This is a genomic window from Micromonospora sp. NPDC049044, from assembly GCF_040649215.1.
In the GTDB taxonomy this organism is placed as follows: Bacteria; Actinomycetota; Actinomycetes; order Mycobacteriales; family Micromonosporaceae; genus Micromonospora.
Window position 1 is genome coordinate 13,787 of record NZ_JBEZFA010000036.1, and the last position, 21,134, is coordinate 34,920.

A 21,134-nucleotide genomic window follows, 5' to 3' on the forward strand; every position below is an offset into this window, starting at 1 on the left:
CAGAGATGCGGTTGAGCTGACCGATGATCGTGCCGCCGGTCACGCCGGCGCCCCCACCAGGTGCTTGAGGACCGAGGTGAAGAAGCCGAGGCCGTCAAGCGAGGGGCCGGTGAGCGCCTCCACCGCGTGCTCGGGGTGCGGCATGATGCCGACCACGTTGCCGGCGGCGTTGGTGATCGCGGCGATGTCGCGCTGCGACCCGTTGGGGTTGCCGCCGACGTAGCGCGCGACCACCCGGCCCTCGCCTTCGAGCTGGTCCAGCGTCGCGGTGTCGGCGACGTAGCAGCCCTCGCCGTTCTTGACCGGGACGAGCACCTCCTGGCCGGGCTGGAACGTGTTCGTCCACGCGGTCCCGGCCGACTCGATGCGCAGGACCTGGTCCCGGTTGCGGAAGTGCAGGTGCTGGTTACGGGTGAGCGCGCCGGGCAGCAGGTGCGCCTCGCAGAGGATCTGGAAGCCGTTGCAGATGCCGAGCACCGGCAGACCGCCCCGGGCGGCGTCCACGATCGTCTCCATCACCGGGGCGAACCGGGCGATGGCACCGCAGCGCAGGTAGTCGCCGTAGGAGAAGCCACCGGGCAGGACGACGGCGTCCACGCCGTGCAAGCCCGGGTCGCCGTGCCAGAGCCGGACCGGCTCAGCGCCGGCGATCCGGACGGCCCGGGCCGCGTCCCCGTCGTCGAGCGAGCCGGGGAAGGTGACCACACCGACCCGGGCGGTCACGAGCGGGCGTCCGCGGTCTCGTCGGCCTCGACCAGGCGAACGGTGAAGTCCTCGATGACCGGGTTGGCGAGCAACTTGTCGGCAATCTCCCGAGCGCGGTCCAGGTCCGGTTCACCTGTGAACTCGATCTCGATCCGCCTGCCGATCCGAACCGAGGCGACGTCACCGACGCCGAGCCGGGGCAGCGCGTTTGCGACGGCCTGGCCCTGCGGATCGAGGATCTCGGGCTTGAGCATGACGTCGACGACGACGCGAGGCACTGGGCACTCCTGACTGTGTACGCAGTTGGGTGCCGACCCACAACGGGCGAGCGCAGCCAGCCTACCTGGCAGATATCGCCGCGGACGCACCGGCCGGGTGCAGTTCAGGCAGTGATCAACATTACCGGCGCTCAGGGTGACCCATCGGGCGCGACACGCGGCCTCAGCAGGACATATACAGCGCTACAGCGAGCCAAATCGTTACATAGAGCAACATTGATCAAATCCTTGATAACGACCACCCCGCACCCTACTGTACATCGACGTAAGTCGATTCAGGCGTCGGCGGGACCCCTCGCTGCCGCCCATCCGCGCCCGGCGACCCCGGGCCCGCCCCGTCCAAGGAGTCCACCCGATGCGCATCCGCCCCCTGCTCGCCGTACTCAGCACCGCGCTGGTCGGCGCCCTCGGCGTCCCGTCCGCCGCGTCCGCCGCCCCCGCCGGCCCGCAACCCATCATCGGTGGCGGCACCGTCTCGTCCGCCCCCTGGGCCGCCGCGGTGTTCAGTAACGGCTCGTTCACCTGCTCCGGCAGCGTCATCGCCGCCCAGTGGGTGCTCACCGCCCGGCACTGCATCAGCGGCACCATGTCGGTGCGGGTCGGAAGCGTCAACCGCACCTCCGGCGGGGTCACCCGCACGGTCAGCGCCACCTACACCCGCAACGACCTCGCGCTGATGCGGCTCTCCAGCACCGTCAGCACCTCCGCGGTGTCCCTGGCCAGCAGCAACCCGCCGATCAACTCGACGAACTCGATCTACGGCTGGGGCATGACCTGCTACAGCGGTTGCTCGGCGTCCACCCAGTTGAAGACCGCCACCGTCCGGGTGACAAGCAACAGCGCCACCGACGCGTACGGCGGGCAGGCCATCCGCAGCACCCGGATCAACGGCAACGCGTGGCGTGGCGACTCCGGCGGCCCGCAGTTCTACAACGGCCAGCAGGTCGGCGTCGCCTCCACCGCCGACGGGTCGAGCATCCAGAACTACGGCAGCGTTGCGTACAACCGGGCCTGGATCACCTCGACGGCCGGTGTCTGACGGTTAACGCCCGACGCGACGCGGATGGTCAGCCACGTGCCGGCCGTCCGCGCCGCGTCGTTTTGCAGCATCCGATCAGGTGAACAATGCACACGATCGGGTCGCGCCACTCCTGACAGCATCGGAAACGTGCTGGTCGTGACGACAGAGCAACTGCCCGGCTACGAGATCCGCCAGATTCTCGGTGAGGTGGTGTCATCGATGGCCAGGACGCGCAACCCGTACCGCGAGGGGGTCAAGAACCTGCGCGGTGGCGCGTACGACCCGATGGCCCCGGACAACCTCACCCGGTGGCGCACCGACTCGGTGACCCGCCTCGGCGAGGAGGCCCTGCGGCTCGGCGCGAACGCGGTGATCGGCATGCGGTTCGACAGCCGGGACTGCGGTGAGATGTGGATGGAGATCTGCGCGTACGGGACGGCAGTGGTCGCCGTACCCGTCATGCCGGAGGTCATGCCGGCCGACCAGCCGGCGGTCGCTGCGGAGACCGCCACCGACCCGGCCTTCGCCGAGTCCCTCGGCGGCATCGCCGAACCGGCGAGCGCCCCCAACCTCAGCACAGCCGCAGAAACCCCAAACCCCTAACCCACCCCACCCCACCCAACCCAACCCAACCCACCGTTGATCATGAAGTTATTGCCACGACACGCCGGTGCGGAGGGCAATAACTTCATGATCAACGGGACCTAGGCGGCCCGGCCGAGGGTGGGGGTGGGGGTTCGGGGTGGGTTAGAGGATGGGGGGTGGGGTGTAGGTGGCTGCGTCCGGGTGGGCTGTCACCACTGCGGTGATCCGCTTGGTTACCGCTGCCACCTGGGCCTGGGCGGCACCGACGAAGGCGCTGCGGTCGGCGACCAGGGTGTCGATGTCGGCGCGGGACAGACCCAACCGACCGTCGGCGGCCAACCTGTCGAACAGGTCGTTCTCCGGGGAGCCCTGCTCGCGCATCGCCAGGGCCACCGCTACCGCGTGCTCCTTGATCACCTCGTGGGCGACCTCCCGGCCGACGCCCCGCCGGACCGCCGCCACCAGGATCTTGGTGGTGGCCAGGAACGGCAGGAACCGCTCCAACTCCCGGTTGATCACCGCCGGGTACGCGCCGAACTCGTCGAGCACCGTCAGGAACGTCTGGAACAGCCCGTCGGCGGCGAAGAACGCGTCCGGCAGGGCGACCCGGCGGACCACCGAGCAGGACACGTCCCCCTCGTTCCACTGGTCGCCGGCCAACTCGCCGACCATCGACAGGTAACCCCTGATGATCACGGCGAAGCCGTTCACCCGCTCCGACGAGCGCGTGTTCATCTTGTGCGGCATCGCGCTGGAGCCGACCTGGCCCGGCTTGAAGCCCTCGGTCGCCAACTCCTGGCCGACCATCAGCCGGATCGTGGTGGCCAGCGACGACGGCGCGGCGGCGGTCTGCGCCAGCGCGGCCAGCACGTCGAAGTCCAGCGAGCGCGGGTAGACCTGCCCGACGCTGTCGAGCACCCGGGAGAAGCCCAGGTGCTCGGCGACGCGGCGCTCCAACTCGGCCACCTTGTCGGCGTCGCCGTCGAAGAGGTCGAGCTGGTCGGCGGCCGTGCCGACCGGCCCCTTGATCCCGCGCAGCGGGTACCTGGCGATCAGGTCTTCCAGGCGCTCGTACGCGATGAGTAGCTCCTCCGCCGCCGACGCGAACCGCTTGCCGAGCGTGGTGGCCTGCGCGGCCACGTTGTGCGAACGGCCGGTCATGACCAGCTCGGAGTGCTCGTACGCCAGGAAGGCGAGGCGGGCCAGGGTGGCCACCACCCGGTCCCGGACCAGCTCCAGCGAGGCCCGCACCTGCAACTGCTCGACGTTCTCGGTGAGGTCCCGGGAGGTCATCCCCTTGTGCACGTGCTCGAAGCCGGCGAGCGCGCTGAACTCCTCGATCCGGGCCTTCACGTCGTGCCGGGTGACCCGCTCCCGCTCCGCGATCGAGGCGAGGTCGACCTGGTCGAGCACCCGCTCGTACGCCTCGACCACGCCGTCCGGCACCGACACGCCGAGGTCACGCTGCGCGCGGAGCACGGCGAGCCAGAGCCGCCGTTCCATCCGGACCTTCTCCTCCGGAGACCAGAGGGCGACCAGTTCGGGCGAGGCGTACCGGTTGGCCAGCACGTTGGGGATCGTCGTCACGTACCTCATTGTCCCGCACCCGCCGGCCGCCACCTGGACCGGGCCGGGTTGGCGAGAGCGTCAGGGGCGGTTCAGCTCGTAGACGATGACCGAGCCGGAGACCAACCGGACCTGGGCCAGCCGGGCCAGCTCCGGCGACACCGCCCCCGCCCGGGTGTCGGCGAAGAGCCACCGCACCCCGTGCCGTGTCCGGAGCCGCTCCAGGTCGTCCACGGTCGGCGAGGTGAACACCCGGTCGTTGAACGCGAGCAGTTCCTGATCGGGGAAGTTCTGCCGGGCGTACCCCAGGTTGTCGACACCGTGTGCGGCCACGACGGCGTCGGTGTAGCTCCAGCTCTCCACCACCGTCCGGTGCCCGCCCAGGCCGGTCACCCAGAACGCGCGGGCATCGCAGTGCGGCGTGGTGCGCACCGGCCGGCAGTGCACGTTGGTGGCCACCACGTCGTCGTCGGCGGCGTGCTCGTCCAGCCACAACGCCGCGCGCATCTCGGCGGCGGTGAGGGCGTACGGCTGTGGTCCGCTCACCGGCACCGGTTCGGTGAGCACCGAGCGGACGATCCCACCCACGACGACTGAGGCACTGGCACCGAGCATCGCGGCGGTGACACCGGCCACCGCGAGCGTCGACACGCGCCGACGACCCCACGTCGACGGGACGCGCCGCCGCCACAGGGCTGCCACCCCGACGGCGAGCGCGGCGGCCACCGCCACGAACAGCACGTACCGGGCCGCCGAGAGGCCCAGCACCCGCAGCCACCCCTCGATGGTCGAGGTTTCCGGGGTGCCGGGACGGTCGATCCTCGGCAGGGCGAAACCCGTCACCGTGCCGGCCGTGCCGAGCGCCACCAACGCGCCGGCCAGGGCGGGCACCACCAGCGCCGGCCAGGGTGCCCGGGCGGCGGCGAGTGACCAGGCGGTCAGCACGACACCGACCGGGATGACCCCCATCCAGAAGTAGATCTGGCTGATCGACGGGTGCTGGAAGACCCAGGTGGTGGCGGCGCCGGCCAGCACGGTGCCCGCGAGCAACCAGACGGCACTGTCGATCCGGTGCTCCCGATCGGCGAGCAGGCTCATTCCGACCCACCGGGGCGCCTGACCCAGAATCCACCAGACGACCACCGAGAACGCCAGCAGCCACCCGAGGGCCCCACCGTCGTCGATGCCCGGCGGCAGCGGTGCGTCCGGCCAGATGCCGTCGCCCGCGCCGAGGGTCTCCGCGTACGGTGCGATGAAGTGCAGCAACGCCAACGCCTGCACGCGCAGGGTGGACGCCCCGCCACCGGCGAACAACCGGAAGCCCAGCGCCATCGCCGCCACGAGGCAGGCCAGGGCCACCAGGGCGGGCCGCGGGATGCGTCGGTCCCGCCACCAGAGCACGGCGGCGGTGAGACCAAGGCCGGCGACCAGCGGCGGCAACGCACTCGACTTCGCGCCCGCACAGACCAGCCCGAGCGCCGGGACCATCGCCCAGGCCGGGCCGAGCGACCGCCCCCGGACGGCATCGACGCAGAGACCGGCGAGCAGCAGCAGCGGCACCAGCACGTACGTCTGGGACGGGCTGGCGTACGACAGGGGCATCTCACCGGACACGCCCACGGCTGAGCCGAGCGTGACAGTGCTGCCCGCGAAGCCGGCGACGGCGACGACCGGGCCGGCCCAGGCGGCACCGCTCAGATCACGCGCAAGCCCGGCCGCGAGCACCACGGCGGTACCGATCACCGGCACCAGCCACAGTCGCAGCAGCACCACCGCCGGCGAGATGCCGGTGATCATGCTGCCGCTGGCGATGTGGGCGTCGGAGAGGTAGTGGTAGCGCAGGTCCTCCCCCGCGACGTGCGGCAGCTCGAACGGCATCGCCCGGGTCAGCTCCTGCACGAGCCCCAGGTGGTAGAGCAGATCCTGGTAGTAGCTGCCGTACGCCGGCGGCAGCGGGACCGTCCGCCACTGGACGTACCCCCAGGCCAGCACCACCAGCAGCGCCGCGCCCATCCCCCAGTGCCACACGACCGGCAGGGGACGACGCTCACCCATCCGCCAGTGCCGGCGCAGCCCGGGAACGGCGGCGAAGGCCACGAGTACGGGCAGCGGCCACCAGCGCAGCACTGACTGTTGGCCGATCGCGGCAGCCGACGCCCAGGCGACGATTTCGAGCAGCAGGCCGGTGGCCGCGCCGTAGGCGAGGTCCTCCGGAAGGTTGCCCCGGCTGCCGCGCAGGGCGCGGTGCACGAGCGTCCCGGGCAGCACCAGCGCGAGGACCCAGTACGCGCAGAAGCGGGCAAGGGCGGGGGCGGGCACACCGCCGCGTGACCAGACCAGGAGCAGTGCGGCGAGTACGAGCGCCCACGGCAGTGTGGTGAGGACCGGCAGGAGAACGTTGCGACGCGTCGTCGGCGCCGGGCTGTCGACCCGCTCGGCCACGAGGACGTCAGCCATGGACGCCGACCACCGAGTCCACGTCGGACGTACGCGAGTCGTTCTCGACCCGGCGTCGGGCGACAGTCCCGGTGACCCGGGCCTCGTCGCGGGAGTCGAACCCGACGTGGAAGGCCGGCCGGTTCTGCACTGTGGCGTAGATCCGGCCGACGTAATCGCCCAGGAGGCCGAGGCAGACCAGCTGTACCCCGCTGAGCAGCAGCACCGCGACGAACATCGAGGTCCAGCCGGGGATCGTGGTGCCGGAGACGTGGGCGACCATGCCGAAGACGATCAGGCCGAGGCAGAGCAGGAAGCTCGACATTCCCAGCCAGGTGGCCAGTCGCAGGGGCGCGGCGGAGAAGTTCGCAGTGCTCTCCCAGGCCAGGGCGGCCATCCGGCGCAGCGGGTACTTCGTCTCCCCGGCGGCCCGCGCCGCCCGGGTGTAGCGCACCTCGGCGCTGGGGAAACCGAGAGACGGCACCAGCAGCCGGTAGACCGGGGCGCGCTCGGGCAGCCGGCGCAGCACCTCGATCACGTCGCGGCTGAGCAGCCGGAAGTCGCCGGCCTGGGCGGGCAGGTCGGCACCGACGAGGCGGCGCATGAACCAGTAGTAGCCCCGGGCCGTGTTGCGCTTGAAGGCCGTGTCGGTGCTGCGATCGGCGCGGACGCCGTAGACGACGTCCACACTCTCCTCGCGGGCCACCCGGAGCATCTCGGCGATGGTCTCCGGCGGATCCTGGAGGTCGGCGTCGAGGCTTACCACCCACTGACCGACGGCCCGGTGCAGTCCGGCGGTCAACGCCGCCTGGTGGCCGCTGTTGCGCCGCAGCCGCACGACCCGCAGCTGCGGCCAGTCCCGGCCGTTGTCGAAGAGCACCGAAACGGTGTCGTCCCGGCTGCCGTCGTCGACGGTGACCACCTCGTAGTCGACGCCGAGCGCGTCGAGCACCGGCCGCAGCCGGGCGACCAGGGCCGGGATGACCGCGGCCTCGTTGAACATCGGGATGACCACCGACAGGGTGGCTGCCCCGGGGACGACTGACTCCACGGTGATACGGCCCCGTTCCGCACGCAGGAGTGATCGATACCGCGCCGAGGGCGCGTTGACGATCACCGTGGCGTGGCGAAATCTCCACCAGCGGGCCGGTTGCTGAACGGGCCATTAAGGCCTGTCGACCAATGCCGGGGTATGGGGTGACGCGGGACGATAGCCGCGTCTGCGCTCAGCGTTCCAGGATGGCTGTCACGCCCTGACCACCGGCCGCGCAGATGGAGATCAGCCCGCGTCCGGTGCCCTTCTCGGCAAGCATCTTGGCCAGGGTCGCCACGATCCGACCGCCGGTGGCAGCGAACGGGTGCCCGGCGGCAAGCGACGAGCCGTTCACGTTGAGCCGGTCGGTGTCGATCGCGCCCAGCGGTGCGTCCAGGCCGAGGCGGTCCTTGCAGAACTCGGGCGACTCCCAGGCGGCGAGGGTGGCCAGCACCTGCGACGCGAACGCCTCGTGGATCTCGTAGTAGTCGAAGTCCTGCAACGTCAGCCCGGCCCGGGCCAGCATCCGGGGCACCGCGTACGCGGGGGCCATCAGCAGCCCCTCGTCGCCGTGCACGAAGTCGACAGCCGCCGTCTCCGACCAGCTGAACCAGGCCAGCACCGGCAGGTTGTGCGCGGCCGCCCACTCCTCGCTGGCCAGCAGCACCGTGGACGCGCCGTCGGTGAGCGGCGACGAGTTGCCGGCGGTCATCGTGGCGTGCTCGGCGTCCGTGCCCCGGGTGCCGAAGGCCGGCTTGAGTGAGCCGAGCTTCTCCAGGCTGGTGTCGGGGCGCAGGTTCTGGTCGCGGGTCAGCCCCAGGTACGGAGTCATCAGGTCGTCGAAGAAGCCCCTGTCGTACGCGGCGGCCAGCCGTTGGTGCGAGCGCAGCGCCAGCTCGTCCTGGGATCGCCTGTCGATCTGCCAGCGCAGCGCGGTGCGGGCGGCGTGGTCACCCATGGACAGGCCGGTACGCGGTTCGGCGTTGCGCGGGATGTCCGGCTTGAACGGCTGGAGCGGGCGCAACTTCGCCGCGATCTTGAGCCGTTCGCCGAGCGTGCGGGCGCTGTTGAGCTTGAGCAGCGTGCGCCGCATCTCCTCGTTGACAGCGAGCGGTGCGTCGGAGGTGGTGTCGACGCCACCGGCGATGCCCACGTCGAGCTGACCGAGGGCGATCTTGTTGGCGACCAGGATCGCCGCCTCCAGGCCGGTGCCGCAGGCCTGCTGGATGTCGTACGCCGGGGTGTGCGGGTCCAGCCGGGAGCCGAGCACCACCTCACGGGTGAGGTTGAAGTCGCGGGAGTGCTTCAGCACCGCGCCCGCCACCACCTCGCCGACCCGCTGCCCGGCCAGCCCGTACCGGGCGATCAGGCCGTCCAGCGCGGCACCAAGCAGGTCGGCGTTCGACGCGTCCGCGTAGCGGGAGTTGGAACGGGCGAAGGGGATGCGGTTGCCCCCGATGACGGCGACCTTCCGGATGCTCTGCACGATCCGCCTCCTCGCAAAGTGTTGCTCCAACCCTACTCGCCAGTAGGCTACGCCCATGACCGACAGGTACGCGAGCTTCGTCCAATCGGCCGCCGGCCGCGCGCTGGTCAAGCGCCTCGGGCTGCCCGACCCGCCCCGACTGCGTCGGTACCAGCCCGGCGACCCGCTGCTGACCGGGCCGGCCCTGCTCGGCGCGGCCACCGGAGGCCGGCTCACCGAGCCGGTCGGCAGGATCCTGACCACCGCCGGGGTCGAGCTGGCCGACAGTGCCGCCGCCACCGGACCCCAGGATCGGTTCGGCGCCCTGGTGTACGACGCCAGCGGCATCACCGACTCCACCCAGCTCCGCCAGCTCTACGACTTCTTCCACCCGCACGCCCGGGCCGTGCTGCCAAGCGGCCGGGTGATCGTGCTGGGAACCCCGCCGCAGGAGTGCCCGACGCCCCGCGAGGCGACCGCCCAGCGCGCCTTGGAAGGGCTGGTCCGCAGCATCGGCAAGGAGTTCGGGCGGGGCACCACCGCCCAGCTCGTCTACGTGACCCGGGCCGAGGACGGCGTCCTCACCAGCCTCGAGTCGACGCTCCGCTTCCTGCTCTCCGGCCGGTCCGCGTACGTCTCGGGCCAGGTGATCCGGGTCGGCGCGGGCGAGGCGAGCGTCCCGGCCGACTGGGAGCGCCCGTTGGACGGGCAGGTGGTGCTTGTCACAGGCGCCGCCCGGGGCATCGGCGCGGCGCTGGCGAAGGTGCTCGCCCGCGACGGCGCGCAGGTCGTGGCCCTGGACATCCCCGCCGCCGGGGACGCCCTCGCCGCGGTGGCGAACGACATCGGCGGCACCGCCGTCCAGCTCGACCTGACCGCGCCGGACGCGCCGACCCGGCTCGCCGACCACCTGGCCAGCCGGCACGGCCGGGTCGACGTGGTGGTGCACAACGCCGGCATCACCCGGGACAAGACGCTCGGCCGGATGGACGCCGACCGGTGGGACCAGGTCCTCGACGTCAACCTCTCCAGCCAGGAACGGATCAACGACGTGCTGCTGGAGCGGGAATTGATCCCGACCGGCGGGCGGATCGTGGCGGTCTCCTCGATCGCCGGGATCGCCGGCAACCGGGGGCAGACCAACTACGCGACGAGCAAGGCCGGGGTGATCGGGCTGGTCGACTCGCTCGCCCCGAGCCTGCGGGAGCGGGGCATCAGCGTCAACGCTGTGGCGCCCGGCTTCATCGAGACCCGGCTGACCGCGCGCATCCCGCTCGTGGTCCGTGAGGCGGGCCGGCGGATGAACAGCCTGGCGCAGGGCGGGCTGCCGGTGGACGTGGCCGAGACGATCGGCTGGCTGGCCTGGCCGGCAAGCGGCGGGGTCAGCGGGAACGTGGTCCGGGTCTGCGGCCAGAGCCTGCTGGGGGCGTGATGCGGAGCGAGCGGGAGCCGGACGACGACCTTTCCCTGCACGAACTGATCGACGGCCCGACCGAGACGTTGACGGCGGAGACCCTGGCCGCGGCGCTCGAACCGGGGTCGGGCGGTCGCACCCGGGTCGACCTGCCGCGAATGCCGGCGGTAGGGGCGCTGAACCGGCGGGCGCTGCTCGGCGCGCTGCCGGGGCTCGGTGGCGGGCGGCGCGGGCCCGGCCTACCGACTGTCGAACTGGCCGTCGGCGGGGTGACTGTCGACAGGGCACAGTTGGCTGCCTACGACCGGGTCTGCGGGTTTCGGCTCAGTGATCGGCTGCCGGGGACGTTCCCGCACGTCCTGGGCTTCCCGCTGAGTCTGCGGCTGATGACCCTGCCGGCGTTCCCGATCCCTCTGACCGGCCTGGTGCACGTCGGCAACCGGATCGCCGTGCACCGCCCGATCACCTCCGACGAGACAATCGACTTCACCGCGTACGCGGAGAATCTGCGCCCGCACGACCGGGGGCGGCAGGTGGACGTGGTGCTTGTCGGCTCGGTCGACGGCGAGCGGGTCTGGGAGGGCGTCTCGACGTACCTGGCCCGGGACGGCAAGCCGGGCGGCGGCGACCGGGGTGGACGCCCCGAGGCGCCGGTCGGCACGGCTCGCTGGCGGGTGGAACCTCGCGTCGGCACGGAGTACGCGCGGGTGGCCGGGGATCACAACCCGATCCACACCTCCCGGATCGGCGCGCGGCTGTTCGGTTTCCGGCGGCCGATCGCGCACGGCATGTGGAGCAAGGCGCGCTGCCTGGCCGCGTTGGAGAACCGCCTGCCGGACTCGTACGCCGTCGAGGTCGCCTTCAAGCTGCCCGTGCCGCTGCCGAGCACCGTGAACTTCACAGTGCTGCCGGACGGCGGGTTCGCCCTGCACGACTCGCGCGGCCGACCGCACCTGGCAGGTCTCCTGCGCTGACCCGCCCCCGCCGAGCAGTTCGGGCTTGGCAGGGGCGCACTCGTGCGCTAAGTTGTTCTCACATAGAGATGTTCTCACAGTGAGGCAGACGCGATGGGTGAGCAGGAGTTCCTGGACGCGTACGACCCGCGGGCCTACCCGGCGGTCGCGGTGACAGTCGACGTCGTCGCATTCACCATCCGCGCCGACGCGCTGCACCTGCTGCTGATCCGGCGTGGTCAGGCACCCTTCGCGGGGCACTGGGCGCTGCCCGGCGGCTTCGTCCACACCGACGAGGACCTCACCACCGGCGCCCGACGCGAGCTGGCCGAGGAGACCGGGCTCGGCGGTGAAGGGCTGCGCCGCGTACACCTGGAGCAGTTGGGCAGCTATGGCGCTCCCGACCGCGACCCGCGGATGCGCGTCGTCTCGGTCGCCCACCTCGCGTTCGCCCCCGACCTGCCGGACCCGGCCGCCGGCACCGACGCCGACGAGGCGATCTGGCTGCCGGTGACAGCGCTGAGCAGCCGGCAGCTGGCCTTCGACCACGGCCGGATCATCGAGGACGCGCTGGAACGGGCCCGGTCCAAGCTGGAGTACACGCCACTCGCCACCCGCTTCCTCCCGGCCGAGTTCACCATCAGCGAGCTGCGCGCCGTCTACGAGACGGTGTGGGGTCACCCGCTGCACGCCGGCAACTTCCACCGCAAGGTGCTCTCCGTGCCGGGCTTCGTGGAGAGCACCGGCGCCAGCACCGAGCGCGGCGGCAGCCGGGGCGGCCCGCGCGCCCGGCTCTACCGGGCCGGCGACGCCCGCCTGCTGCACCCGGCGCTGCTACGCCCGGCCCGCGAGGAGACGGTGCGATGAGGACCACCGAGGCGATCGGCCTGGTCGCGGCGGCCCGCACCGACGCCGACCTGTTCGGCGCGGACCAACCGGCCCGCCGCTACCGCGAGCTGGTAGCGGCCCTGCACCCCGACCGCCTGCCGGCCGACCCGGCGGTACGCGCCGAAGCCACCGAGGCCTTCATCCAGGTCACCACCCGGTGGCGGGCCCGGCAGGTCACAGTGCTCGGGGACTACCGACTCGGCGAGCCGGCCCACTCGGGTGACCTGGCGGACCTCTACGACGTCGGTGCCGACCGGCTGCTCAAGCTGCCCCGACGGCCCACCGACAACGACCTGATGGCCCGCGAGGCGCACGCGCTGCGCACCATCGCCGAGCGCGGCGACCCGCGCTACCTGCCGTACGTGCCCCGGCTCGTCGACGAGTTCCCGCACCGGGACGCGTCGACCGGCGCGGAACGTCGGATCAACGTGCTGGCCACCGCACCCGGGCTGCATGACCTCGACGCGGTGCGGCGCGCGTACCCCGACGGGTTGGACGCCCGGGACGTGGCCTGGATGTGGCGGCGGCTGCTTGTGGTGCTCGGCCTGGCCCACCGGGCCGGTGTGGTGCACGGCGCTGTAGTGCCGCGACACGTGCTCGTCGAGCCGGACGCGCACGGAGTGGTCCTCGTCGACTGGTGCTTCTCGGCCCCCGTCGGCAGCACGATCCCGGCGCTGGTGCCCGGCCACCAGGACTGGTATCCCCCCGAGGTCCTCCAGAAGCGGCAGTGCGGGCCGGGCACCGACATCTGGATGGCCACCCGCTGCATGACCTGGCTGCTGAACCGCCACGCGCCGCGTGAGCTGCACGCCTTCGCGCAGGGCTGCCAGCAGCACTCCCTGCACGCCCGGCCCGACGACGCCTGGCGCCTGCTGCGCGAACTCGACAGGGTGCTGGACCGGCTCTACGGGCCCCGCACCTTCCGACCCTTCACCCTCACCCCCTAAGGAGCTGTCATGGGCAGTGGAATCTGGTCCACCGACGTGTACGACGCCGCCGACCGTTACCGCCGGTCCACCGGTAAGAGCGCCTTCTCCTACAGCGACAGCGGGGCGCGAACCGTGCACGCCGCGCTCGACCCGCGCGGCGCGATGCGCGAGAGCCGCGACTCCGACGAGCACCCCCGGTCGACCCCCGTCGCCGTGCTCTTCGACGTGACCGGCTCGATGCGCACCGTGCCGCGCGTGCTGCAGACCAAGCTGCCGCAACTGCTCGGCCTGCTGCAACGGCAGGGGTACGCCAGCGACCCGCAGATCATGTTCGGTGCGATCGGCGACGCCACCTGCGACCGGGTGCCGTTGCAGGTCGGCCAGTTCGAGTCGGACAACCGGATGGACGACGACCTCGGCCGGATCGTCCTGGAGGGCGGTGGCGGCGGGCAGATGAGCGAGTCGTACGAGCTGGCCATGTACTTCATGGCCCGGCACACCGCCACCGACAACTGGGAGAAGCGCGGCCGACGCGGCTACCTGTTCATCATCGGCGACGAGCTGGCGTACCAGCAGGTGAAGACCCGGGAGGTGGCCCGCCTGATCGGCGACGACCTGAGCGAGGACATGCCGCTGCGGCAGGTCGTCGACGAGGTCACCCGCCGCTGGGACACCTACTACCTGCTCCCCGCCGGCAGCCACTACGCCGGCAACGCCAAGGTGCTGGACTTCTGGCGGGACCTGCTCGGGCAGAACGCAGTGGTGCTCGACGACCTCGACGCGGTCTGCGAGACCATCGCGCTCACCATCGGCCTCGGTGAGCAGGCCATCGACCTGGACGAGGGCCTGCGCCACCTGGATCACGCCGGCTCCAGCGCCACCGGCACCGTGTCCAAGGCGCTGGCCCGCCTCGGCCGGGGACGGCGGGCCGAGGTGTCGACGCTGCCCGCGTTCCGCGACACCACCGGCGGGGTGACCCGGCTGTGAACCATGTGGCGGTGGTCGACCTCGGCTACGGCGACGCCGGCAAGGGCACGGTGGTGGACTGGCTCTGCGCCACCCGGCCCGTGCACACGGTGGTCCGCTTCAACGGGGGCGCGCAGGCGGCACACAACGTCGTGCTGCGCGACGGGCGGCACCACACGTTCGCGCAGTTCGGTGCCGGCACGTTCCACAGCGGGGTCCGTACCCACCTGTCGCGGCACGTGGTGGTGGACCCGCTGGCCCTGGCCGCCGAGGCCGACCATCTCGCCACCGTCGGGGTGACCGACGCGCTCGACCGACTGACAGTCGACGGGGCGGCGCTGCTCGCCACCCCGTACCACCGGGCCGCCAACCGGGCCCGGGAGATCGCCCGGGGAGCCGACCGGCACGGCTCCTGCGGGCTGGGGGTGGGCGAGGCCGTCGCGTACGGTCTCGCCCACCCGGACGACGCCCCCCGGGTCGCCGACTGCCACAGCCCGACGCTGCTGCGCCGCCGGCTGACCGCCCTGCGGGACCGGCTGACCGCCGAACTCGGCCCGCTGGACGCCCCACCGGTCGAGGACTGCCTGCCCGCGTTCACCGGGTTCGCCGGGCGGGTCGCGATCGTCGACTGGAGCTGGCTCGCCGGAGCCCTGCGCGCGGGGACCTGCGTCTTCGAGGGCGCGCAGGGGGTGCTGCTCGACGAGTGGCACGGCTTCCACCCGTACACGACGTGGAGCACCACCACCTTCGCCAACGCCGACAGTCTGCTCGCCGAGGCCGGCCTGCCCGGTGCGGTGACCCGGATCGGGGTGCTCCGGATCGCCACCACCCGACACGGTGCCGGCCCGCTGGTGACCGAGGACCCGGCCCTGCCGTTCACCGACCGGCACAACGCCACCAACCCGTGGCAGGGCCGGTTCCGGTTCGGCCACTTCGACGCGGTCGCCCACCGGTACGCCCTCGCCGCCGCCGGTGGGGTCGACGGCCTGGCCCTGACCCACCTCGACCTCGCCGGCCCTCACCTGCGGATCTGCCGCCGCTACGACACCACCGACCGGCTCACCCCGGGCCCGCCCGGTGACCTGGACCGACAGGCCGCGCTCACCGCCCGCCTGCTGCGCTCCCGCCCGGTCTATGACGACCCGCCGACGGACTGGGCACAGGCGGTGAGCACCGAGTTGGCCGCACCGGTGGTGCTGACCTCGCACGGCCCCACCGCCGACGACAAGACCGCGCACGGCCCGCTGCTCGCCGCGCCGACACTGGTTCACTCGGCCTGACGACTGGCGTCCGGACGGCGCGGCTTGTCGGGCTGCTCGACCACGCTCACCGGGCGTTCGAAGAACGTCTCCAGCACGACCATGGCCTGGGTGCCGGTTACCCCGTCGATGCCGAAGACGCGGCGCAGCGCCGCTTGCAGGTCTTCGGTGGTCGCGGTGCGGATCTTCACCAGCAGGGACGCCGCACCGGCGATGATGTGCGCCTCCTGGATCTCGGGGATGGCCGCAAGCGCGTCCCGGGTAGGGGCGTCGCCCATCCAGGAGTCCGCGCTGACCAGCACGAAGGCCGACACGCCACGGCCCACGGCGGCCGGATCGACGTCTACGGTGCTCCGGCGGATCACGCCTCGTTCGCGCAGCTTGCGTACCCGCTCATGGGCCGAACCGGCGGACAGACCCACCGCCCTGGCCAGCGTCGCGTAGGACTGGGTGGCGTCGCGCTGAAGCTGTGTGATCAGCGCGCGGTCGACGTCATCTACCACCGGGACACCTTACTGAACGTGATTTGGAAAGACTGCCTGTTGACCAGATGAAGTATGGCAGATATATGATTCTGCCGAATGAGCCCCCGGCGCTGGGGAGGCGCAGCAATGGTCGACACTGTTCCCGCCGAATTCCGCCTGCTGGACGAGCGGTTTCGCAGCTGCGACGGCGACTTCGTTGTCGAACGGCTGCACAGCGGCGCACGTAAGACGGAAGGGCCGGCCTACTTCCCGGCGGGCCGCTACCTGGTGTGGAGCGACATCCCCAACGACCGACTGCTGCGCTGGGACGAGACCACCGGCACCGTCGGTGTCTACCGCCACGGCTCGGGCTACGCCAACGGCAACACCGTGGACCGTCAGGGTCGGCTTGTCACGTGCGAGCAGGGAAACCGGCGGGTCACCCGCACCGAGCACGACGGCACGATCACCGTGCTCGCCGACCGGTTCCACGGCAAGCGGTTCAACAGCCCCAACGACGTGGTCGTCCGCGCCGACGGCACGATCTGGTTCACCGATCCGAGCTACGGCATCCAGGGCGACTACGAGGGCAACAAGGGCGACAGCGAGTTCGGCGGGGCCTGCTACGTGTTCCGCCTGGACCCCGCCACCGGGGACGTACGCGTCGTGGCGGACGACTTCTCCCGCCCCAACGGCCTGGCGTTCTCGGCCGACGAGCAGCGGCTCTACATCGCCGACACCCGGCAGGAGCCCAGTCACATCCGCGTCTTCGACGTCACGGCCGACGGCACCCTGGACGAGGGAAAGATCTTCGCCGAGTGTGACTTCGGCCGGTTCGACGGCCTCCGTCTCGACCATCTCGGGCGGGTCTGGGCGGCGGCCTGGGACGGCGTGCACTGCTTCGACCCCGACGGCACCCTCATCGGCAAGCTGCTGCTACCCGAACCGGCAGCCAACCTCACGTTCGGTGGCCCGAAGCGCAATCACCTGTTCGTCACCGCCGGGACCTCGGTGTACACGCTGCGAGTCACCTTCAACGGCGCCCACTACCCGCCAGCGACGCAACTCCCCGCGGACGCCTCGTCGCCCGCGACAGCGACGGTGGCAGCGCTCGGCTGACCGGTTGCCAATGTCGGCGAAGCGCCACCGACCGCCGCCGCGCCCCCGAGCATGGGGGCATGGACGCCCTGCTCGACCTCCTCCGTGGGACGGTCACGTCGCCGTGGGTCTACCTGTTGATCTTCGGGCTCACCGCTGTCGACGCGTTCTTCCCCGCGGTGCCGGGCGAGGCGGCGGTGATCACCGCTGGGGTGCTCGCGGCGAGCGACGGACATCCCAGCCTGACCCTGGTGATCGTGAGCGCAGCCATCGGCGCGCTCGTCGGCGACCACATCTCGTACGCCATCGGACAGGGCGGAGGCGCCCGCCGGCTGGCCCGCCTGCCCGACGGCAGCCGTCGTCGGGCCAGCTCCGAGTGGGCCCGCCGGGCCGTCGACCGGCGCGGCGGAATCATCCTGACCACCAGCCGGTACGTGCCGGGCGGGCGGACCGCCGTCACCCTGACCATGGGCGCGGTGCGCTATCCCCGCCGGGCGTTCCTGCTCTACGACAGCATCGGCGCGGGCACCTGGGCGGTGTACTGCGGCCTGCTCGGCTACTTCGGCGGGCTCGCCTTCGAACGTGACCCGGTGAAGGGGGTACTGGTCGGGGTGGGGCTCTCGCTGATCGTCACGTTCGGGCTGGAGGGGATCCGGTGGCTGCGCCGCCGAGCCCACCGCCGGGCCCGCCGCCCCGCCACCTCCCGGCACTGACCGGGCTCGGCCCGGTCACAACAGGTCCGCGTCGTGCACCACGATGGCCAACTGCACCCGGTTGCCGGCCTGGACCTTCGCCAGCGCCCGACTGACGTGTGCCTTCACCGTGGCCTCGCTCATCGTCAGCCGTCGGGCGATCTCCGCGTTGCCGTGCCCGCGGGCCACCTCCCGGACGACCTCCAACTCCCGCACGGTGAGCGGCGCCAGCCGGTTGCGAGCCGCGCTCCGCCGGACCGGACCACGTTCGGCGAACGAGCTGATCAGGCGCCGGGTGACAGTCGGGGCGAGCATCGCGTTCCCGGCGGCCACAGTGCGGACGGCGGCGGCCAACTCCCGGGGCGGGGTGTCCTTGAGCAGGAAACCGACCGCCCCGGCCCGCAGCGCCTGGTGCACGTACTCGTCGAGGTCGAAGGTGGTCAGCATGATCACCTTCGGCCCGGCGGCGATCACGTCGGGTGCGATGGTCAGGCCGTCGACACCCGGCATCCGCACGTCGAGCAGCACCACGTCGGGACGTAACCGTTCGGCCTGCTCCAACGCACCGGCGCCGTCCGCCGCCTCGCCCACCACAGCGATGTCCTCCGCCGCCTCGAGGATCATCCGCAGCCCGGCGCGGATCAGCTGCTCGTCGTCGACCACCACCACCCGGATCACGTCGCACCCACCTGGATCACGTCGCACCCGCCACCGGGATCAGGGCGCGGACCAGAAAGCCGCCGTCCACTGGTGTCGCCTCCAGCCGACCGCCGAGCAACTCCACCCGCTCGCGTAGTCCGAGCAGCCCCTGGCCGGCACCGGGCAGCGACCGGCCGCCCTCGGACGGGCCGTTACTGACCCGCACCTCCAGCCCGTCGGGCAGGTAGCGCAGGCACACTGTCGACTCGGCGTCGGCGGCGTGCTTGCGTACGTTGGTGAGCGCCTCCCGGACCACCCGGTACGCCGTGCGCCCCACCGTCGCCGGCAACGCCGCCGGCACTCCCTCGTCCCGCCGGTGCACCCGCAGCCCGGCGGCACGGGACTCGCCGATCAGCTCGTCCAGCGCGTCGAGGCCCCGCTCCGGCAGCACGGCCGGACCGGCCTGCCGCAGCACACCGAGCACCTCGCGCAGGTCGGTGAGCGCCTCCCGACCGGTTGTCCGGATCAACGCGGCGGCCTCGACTGTCGACGGGTCGGCCGCTGTCACCTCCAACGCCCCGGCGTGCACCACCATCAGCGAGACCCGGTGCGCGACCACGTCGTGCATCTCGCGGGCGATCCGGGTCCGCTCCTCGGCGCGGACCTGGTCGGCGCGGGCCTCCTGTTCACCTTCCAACCGTTCGGCCCGGTCCCGCAGGGCGGCGAGGGTGTCCCGGCGGGCCCGCACCCAGAGGCCGAAGACCAGCGGCAGTCCAACCAGACCGGCGGCAAGGAAAATCACGTTGCCGGTGGTGGCGGTGGTGATCCGGCGTACGCCGCCCACCGCCTGCCCGATGAGCACCCCACCGGCCAGCACCACTGCCGCCCCGACGAGGTAGCCGGCGAGCCGCCGGCCCCGCAGCCGCAGCCCTGCCTGGTAGGAGGCGACCACCCCGGCGGCCGCGGCCGCGAGCACCCACCAGCCGACCGCCGCGGCCACGAACAACGGCCAGCGGCGGGCCCGCACCGTGCTGGCGGCCCAACCCGAACCCAGCGCGAGCAGCAGCACCACAGCGCCCGGCAGCGGCGAGCGGACCCCCAGGTCACCGCTGGCGCTGGCCCAGACAGCAAGCACCACCAGGACGGCGAGCAGCAGCGGGGCGTACCGCTTGACGACCCGCCGGAGGGCGACGGCGCTGGTGGCCACCTGCCGAGCCTAGAACTCCGCAGGTGGTTCGGGTCGCCCCACGCCGTCGGACCCGGGTGCGCTGGGGGATGACCCCTACCCGGCGTCCGGGCCGGAGACGACCTAAGTAGTGGCCTCCGGCTGACCACTGGCCGATGGCGGGAGCCGCCTCCCGCACCACCATCAGGGCATGGACCTGCTCGACCTGCTGCACGAGACGATGGCCTCGCCCTGGGTCTATCTGGCGATCTTCGCGATCGCGGTGCTCGACGGCTTCTTCCCGGTGGTACCGAGCGAGACAGCGGTGATCACCGCCGGGGTGTTCGCGGCCTCCGGCGCGCCGTACCTTCCCGCGGTGATCGTGGTGGCCGCGAGCGGGGCACTGCTCGGCGATCACATCTCGTACGCCATCGGTCGGGGCGGTGGCACCCGGCTACTCGACCGGCTACCGCCCGAGGGCCGGCGTCGCGCCGCCATCGAGTGGGCCCGTCGAGGGATCGCCACCCGGGGCGGTCTCATCCTCACCGTGGCCCGTTATGTGCCGGGCGGCCGGACGGCGGTCACCCTCACCATGGGCGCGGTGCGCTATCCCCGACGACGGTTCCTGGCCTTCGACGCGCTCGCCGCCGGCTCGTGGGGGCTCTACTCCGGACTGGTGGGCTACCTCGGCGGGATGGCCTTCGAGCAGGATCCGCTGCGCGGTCTGCTGCTTGGTCTGGGCCTCGCCCTGGGCGTGACCACGATCGTCGAGGTGGTGCGCTGGCTGGGCCGGCGTCGTCGCCGATCCGCGCGGTCGGCGTCGGCGACCGAACCGGTGAGCCGGGTGCCGGTGCGCTGACCTCGGGGGCCGGGGCCGGGGCGCTGACCTCGGGGCGGTCAGTCGGCGGCCGGGCGCCAGACGACGCCGTGCAGGAGTTGGCCGGCGCCCAGCCAGGCCACGTTCATCATCCGGGTGGCGGTCTTCTCCGGGTCGGCCTCCGGGTGGTCCGCGAGCCAGTCGGCGAGCGACTCGGTCGCGCCGACCAGGGCGTACGCGACGACCTCCAAATCGACGGCGCCGATCTCCCGGCCCTCGGCGCGCAGGGCGTGGTCGAGCATCCCGGCGACCACCTCGACCAACCGGGCCCGCATGGTGGCCAGTTCGCCGGCGAACGGCTGTTCGCCCCGGGCCTGCCGGTAGAGCACCGCCCAGCCGTCGCGGTGTGCCCCCACGAAGCCGAAGAACGCCTTCAGCCCGCGCCAGAGTCGAACGTCCGCCGGCAGGTCGGGGGCGGCGGCACCGGCGATGGCCTGCATCATCCGGGTGCCCTCCCGATGCAGGCAGGCGACGAAGAGCTCCTCCTTGGTGCCGAGGTACGCGTACACCATGGGCTTGGAGATGCCGGCGTCCTCGGCGATCTCGTCCATGCTCGCGGCGTGGAAGCCGCGCCGGGAGAAGACCTTCACGGCCGCGTCGAGCATCTGTTGCTCGCGAACGGCACGTGGCAGGCGCTTGAAGGCGGGCGGCGTGGACACCTTGCGAGCATACCTACTCGTGCGTAGGGTTACGCACGAGTA

Annotated in this window: 21 protein-coding genes; 11 read left to right on the forward strand and 10 right to left on the reverse strand. The window is 72.0% G+C overall.

What is annotated here, in order from left to right:
• Positions 1 to 39 precede the first annotated feature (39 nt).
• On the reverse strand, positions 40 to 723 hold the full coding sequence (purQ, locus tag AB0B85_RS25645; RefSeq protein WP_357411494.1) for a phosphoribosylformylglycinamidine synthase subunit PurQ: 684 nt from the start codon (positions 721 to 723) through the stop codon (positions 40 to 42).
• Positions 720 to 983, reverse strand: coding sequence for a phosphoribosylformylglycinamidine synthase subunit PurS (gene purS, locus AB0B85_RS25650; RefSeq protein WP_030491392.1), 264 nt, complete (start codon positions 981 to 983; stop codon positions 720 to 722). Before purS ends, purQ begins: the two co-directional genes overlap by 4 nt.
• A gap of 355 nt (positions 984 to 1,338) precedes the next feature.
• Here purS and AB0B85_RS25655 point away from each other — a divergent pair, with 355 nt between their 5' ends.
• Both AB0B85_RS25655 and AB0B85_RS25660 read left to right on the forward strand, forming a co-directional pair.
• A complete protein-coding gene (locus AB0B85_RS25655; protein WP_357411496.1) occupies positions 1,339 to 2,022 on the forward strand; it encodes a DUF1986 domain-containing protein in 684 nt (227 codons plus the stop codon).
• Between the two features lie 24 nt (positions 2,023 to 2,046).
• Complete coding sequence (locus AB0B85_RS25660; protein WP_357411499.1) at positions 2,047 to 2,607, forward strand: YbjQ family protein; 561 nt, start codon at positions 2,047 to 2,049, stop codon at positions 2,605 to 2,607.
• Positions 2,608 to 2,751: 144 nt separating this feature from the next.
• Here the strand turns inward: AB0B85_RS25660 and purB are convergent, their stop codons facing one another.
• From purB to AB0B85_RS25680, 4 genes are all read right to left on the reverse strand, one after another.
• A complete protein-coding gene (gene purB, locus AB0B85_RS25665; RefSeq protein ID WP_357411501.1) occupies positions 2,752 to 4,176 on the reverse strand; it encodes an adenylosuccinate lyase in 1,425 nt (474 codons plus the stop codon).
• A 60-nt stretch (positions 4,177 to 4,236) separates the two neighbouring features.
• The gene (locus AB0B85_RS25670) at positions 4,237 to 6,612 is read right to left on the reverse strand and encodes a hypothetical protein (RefSeq protein WP_357411503.1); all 2,376 of its coding nucleotides are present in this window, start codon (positions 6,610 to 6,612) and stop codon (positions 4,237 to 4,239) included.
• Positions 6,605 to 7,642, reverse strand: coding sequence for a glycosyltransferase family 2 protein (locus AB0B85_RS25675; RefSeq protein ID WP_357411505.1), 1,038 nt, complete (start codon positions 7,640 to 7,642; stop codon positions 6,605 to 6,607). Before AB0B85_RS25675 ends, AB0B85_RS25670 begins: the two co-directional genes overlap by 8 nt.
• 175 nt (positions 7,643 to 7,817) lie before the next feature.
• Positions 7,818 to 9,110 (reverse strand): acetyl-CoA C-acetyltransferase, encoded by a 1,293-nt coding sequence (locus tag AB0B85_RS25680; RefSeq protein WP_357411507.1) that lies wholly within the window; start codon positions 9,108 to 9,110, stop codon positions 7,818 to 7,820.
• A gap of 55 nt (positions 9,111 to 9,165) precedes the next feature.
• Between AB0B85_RS25680 and AB0B85_RS25685 the strand changes: the two genes are divergently transcribed.
• The 6 genes from AB0B85_RS25685 (at position 9,166) to AB0B85_RS25710 (ending at position 15,519) form a co-directional block, all read left to right on the forward strand.
• The gene (locus AB0B85_RS25685) at positions 9,166 to 10,521 is read left to right on the forward strand and encodes a 3-oxoacyl-ACP reductase (protein ID WP_357411509.1); all 1,356 of its coding nucleotides are present in this window, start codon (positions 9,166 to 9,168) and stop codon (positions 10,519 to 10,521) included.
• Between the two features lie 140 nt (positions 10,522 to 10,661).
• Positions 10,662 to 11,477 (forward strand): MaoC/PaaZ C-terminal domain-containing protein, encoded by an 816-nt coding sequence (locus AB0B85_RS25690; protein WP_357411574.1) that lies wholly within the window; start codon positions 10,662 to 10,664, stop codon positions 11,475 to 11,477.
• A gap of 93 nt (positions 11,478 to 11,570) precedes the next feature.
• Positions 11,571 to 12,323, forward strand: a complete 753-nt coding sequence (locus tag AB0B85_RS25695; RefSeq protein ID WP_357411511.1) for an NUDIX domain-containing protein — start codon at positions 11,571 to 11,573, stop codon at positions 12,321 to 12,323.
• Positions 12,320 to 13,291, forward strand: a complete 972-nt coding sequence (locus AB0B85_RS25700) for a serine/threonine protein kinase (RefSeq protein ID WP_357411513.1) — start codon at positions 12,320 to 12,322, stop codon at positions 13,289 to 13,291. The genes AB0B85_RS25695 and AB0B85_RS25700 overlap by 4 nt, the downstream gene beginning before the upstream one ends.
• 9 nt (positions 13,292 to 13,300) lie before the next feature.
• Positions 13,301 to 14,260 carry a hypothetical protein gene (locus tag AB0B85_RS25705; RefSeq protein ID WP_357411515.1) on the forward strand — a complete coding sequence of 320 codons (960 nt, stop codon included), beginning with the start codon at positions 13,301 to 13,303 and terminating at the stop codon, positions 14,258 to 14,260.
• The gene (locus tag AB0B85_RS25710) at positions 14,257 to 15,519 is read left to right on the forward strand and encodes an adenylosuccinate synthetase (protein WP_357411517.1); all 1,263 of its coding nucleotides are present in this window, start codon (positions 14,257 to 14,259) and stop codon (positions 15,517 to 15,519) included. The genes AB0B85_RS25705 and AB0B85_RS25710 overlap by 4 nt, the downstream gene beginning before the upstream one ends.
• Here AB0B85_RS25710 and AB0B85_RS25715 read toward each other — a convergent pair.
• Entirely contained in the window at positions 15,507 to 16,001 is a 495-nt protein-coding gene (locus AB0B85_RS25715; RefSeq protein ID WP_357411519.1) for an Lrp/AsnC family transcriptional regulator, read from the reverse strand. The two genes, AB0B85_RS25710 and AB0B85_RS25715, sit on opposite strands and share 13 nt — an antisense overlap.
• 108 nt (positions 16,002 to 16,109) lie before the next feature.
• On the opposite strand from AB0B85_RS25715, the gene AB0B85_RS25720 reads away from it, so the two are divergent.
• Positions 16,110 to 17,081: an SMP-30/gluconolactonase/LRE family protein gene (locus AB0B85_RS25720; protein WP_357411521.1), complete on the forward strand. Its 972-nt coding sequence runs from the start codon at positions 16,110 to 16,112 to the stop codon at positions 17,079 to 17,081.
• A 59-nt stretch (positions 17,082 to 17,140) separates the two neighbouring features.
• Positions 17,141 to 17,773: a DedA family protein gene (locus AB0B85_RS25725; protein ID WP_357411523.1), complete on the forward strand. Its 633-nt coding sequence runs from the start codon at positions 17,141 to 17,143 to the stop codon at positions 17,771 to 17,773.
• Positions 17,774 to 17,788: 15 nt separating this feature from the next.
• Here the strand turns inward: AB0B85_RS25725 and AB0B85_RS25730 are convergent, their stop codons facing one another.
• Together AB0B85_RS25730 and AB0B85_RS25735 are read right to left on the reverse strand one after the other, a co-directional pair.
• Positions 17,789 to 18,430 carry a response regulator transcription factor gene (locus tag AB0B85_RS25730; RefSeq protein WP_357411525.1) on the reverse strand — a complete coding sequence of 214 codons (642 nt, stop codon included), beginning with the start codon at positions 18,428 to 18,430 and terminating at the stop codon, positions 17,789 to 17,791.
• A 16-nt stretch (positions 18,431 to 18,446) separates the two neighbouring features.
• Positions 18,447 to 19,598, reverse strand: a complete 1,152-nt coding sequence (locus AB0B85_RS25735) for a histidine kinase (protein WP_357411527.1) — start codon at positions 19,596 to 19,598, stop codon at positions 18,447 to 18,449.
• A gap of 169 nt (positions 19,599 to 19,767) precedes the next feature.
• On the opposite strand from AB0B85_RS25735, the gene AB0B85_RS25740 reads away from it, so the two are divergent.
• The gene (locus AB0B85_RS25740; protein ID WP_357411529.1) at positions 19,768 to 20,415 is read left to right on the forward strand and encodes a DedA family protein; all 648 of its coding nucleotides are present in this window, start codon (positions 19,768 to 19,770) and stop codon (positions 20,413 to 20,415) included.
• Positions 20,416 to 20,453: 38 nt separating this feature from the next.
• Here AB0B85_RS25740 and AB0B85_RS25745 read toward each other — a convergent pair whose 3' ends face one another.
• Entirely contained in the window at positions 20,454 to 21,092 is a 639-nt protein-coding gene (locus tag AB0B85_RS25745) for a TetR/AcrR family transcriptional regulator (RefSeq protein ID WP_357411531.1), read from the reverse strand.
• Between the last annotated feature and the right edge of the window lie 42 nt (positions 21,093 to 21,134).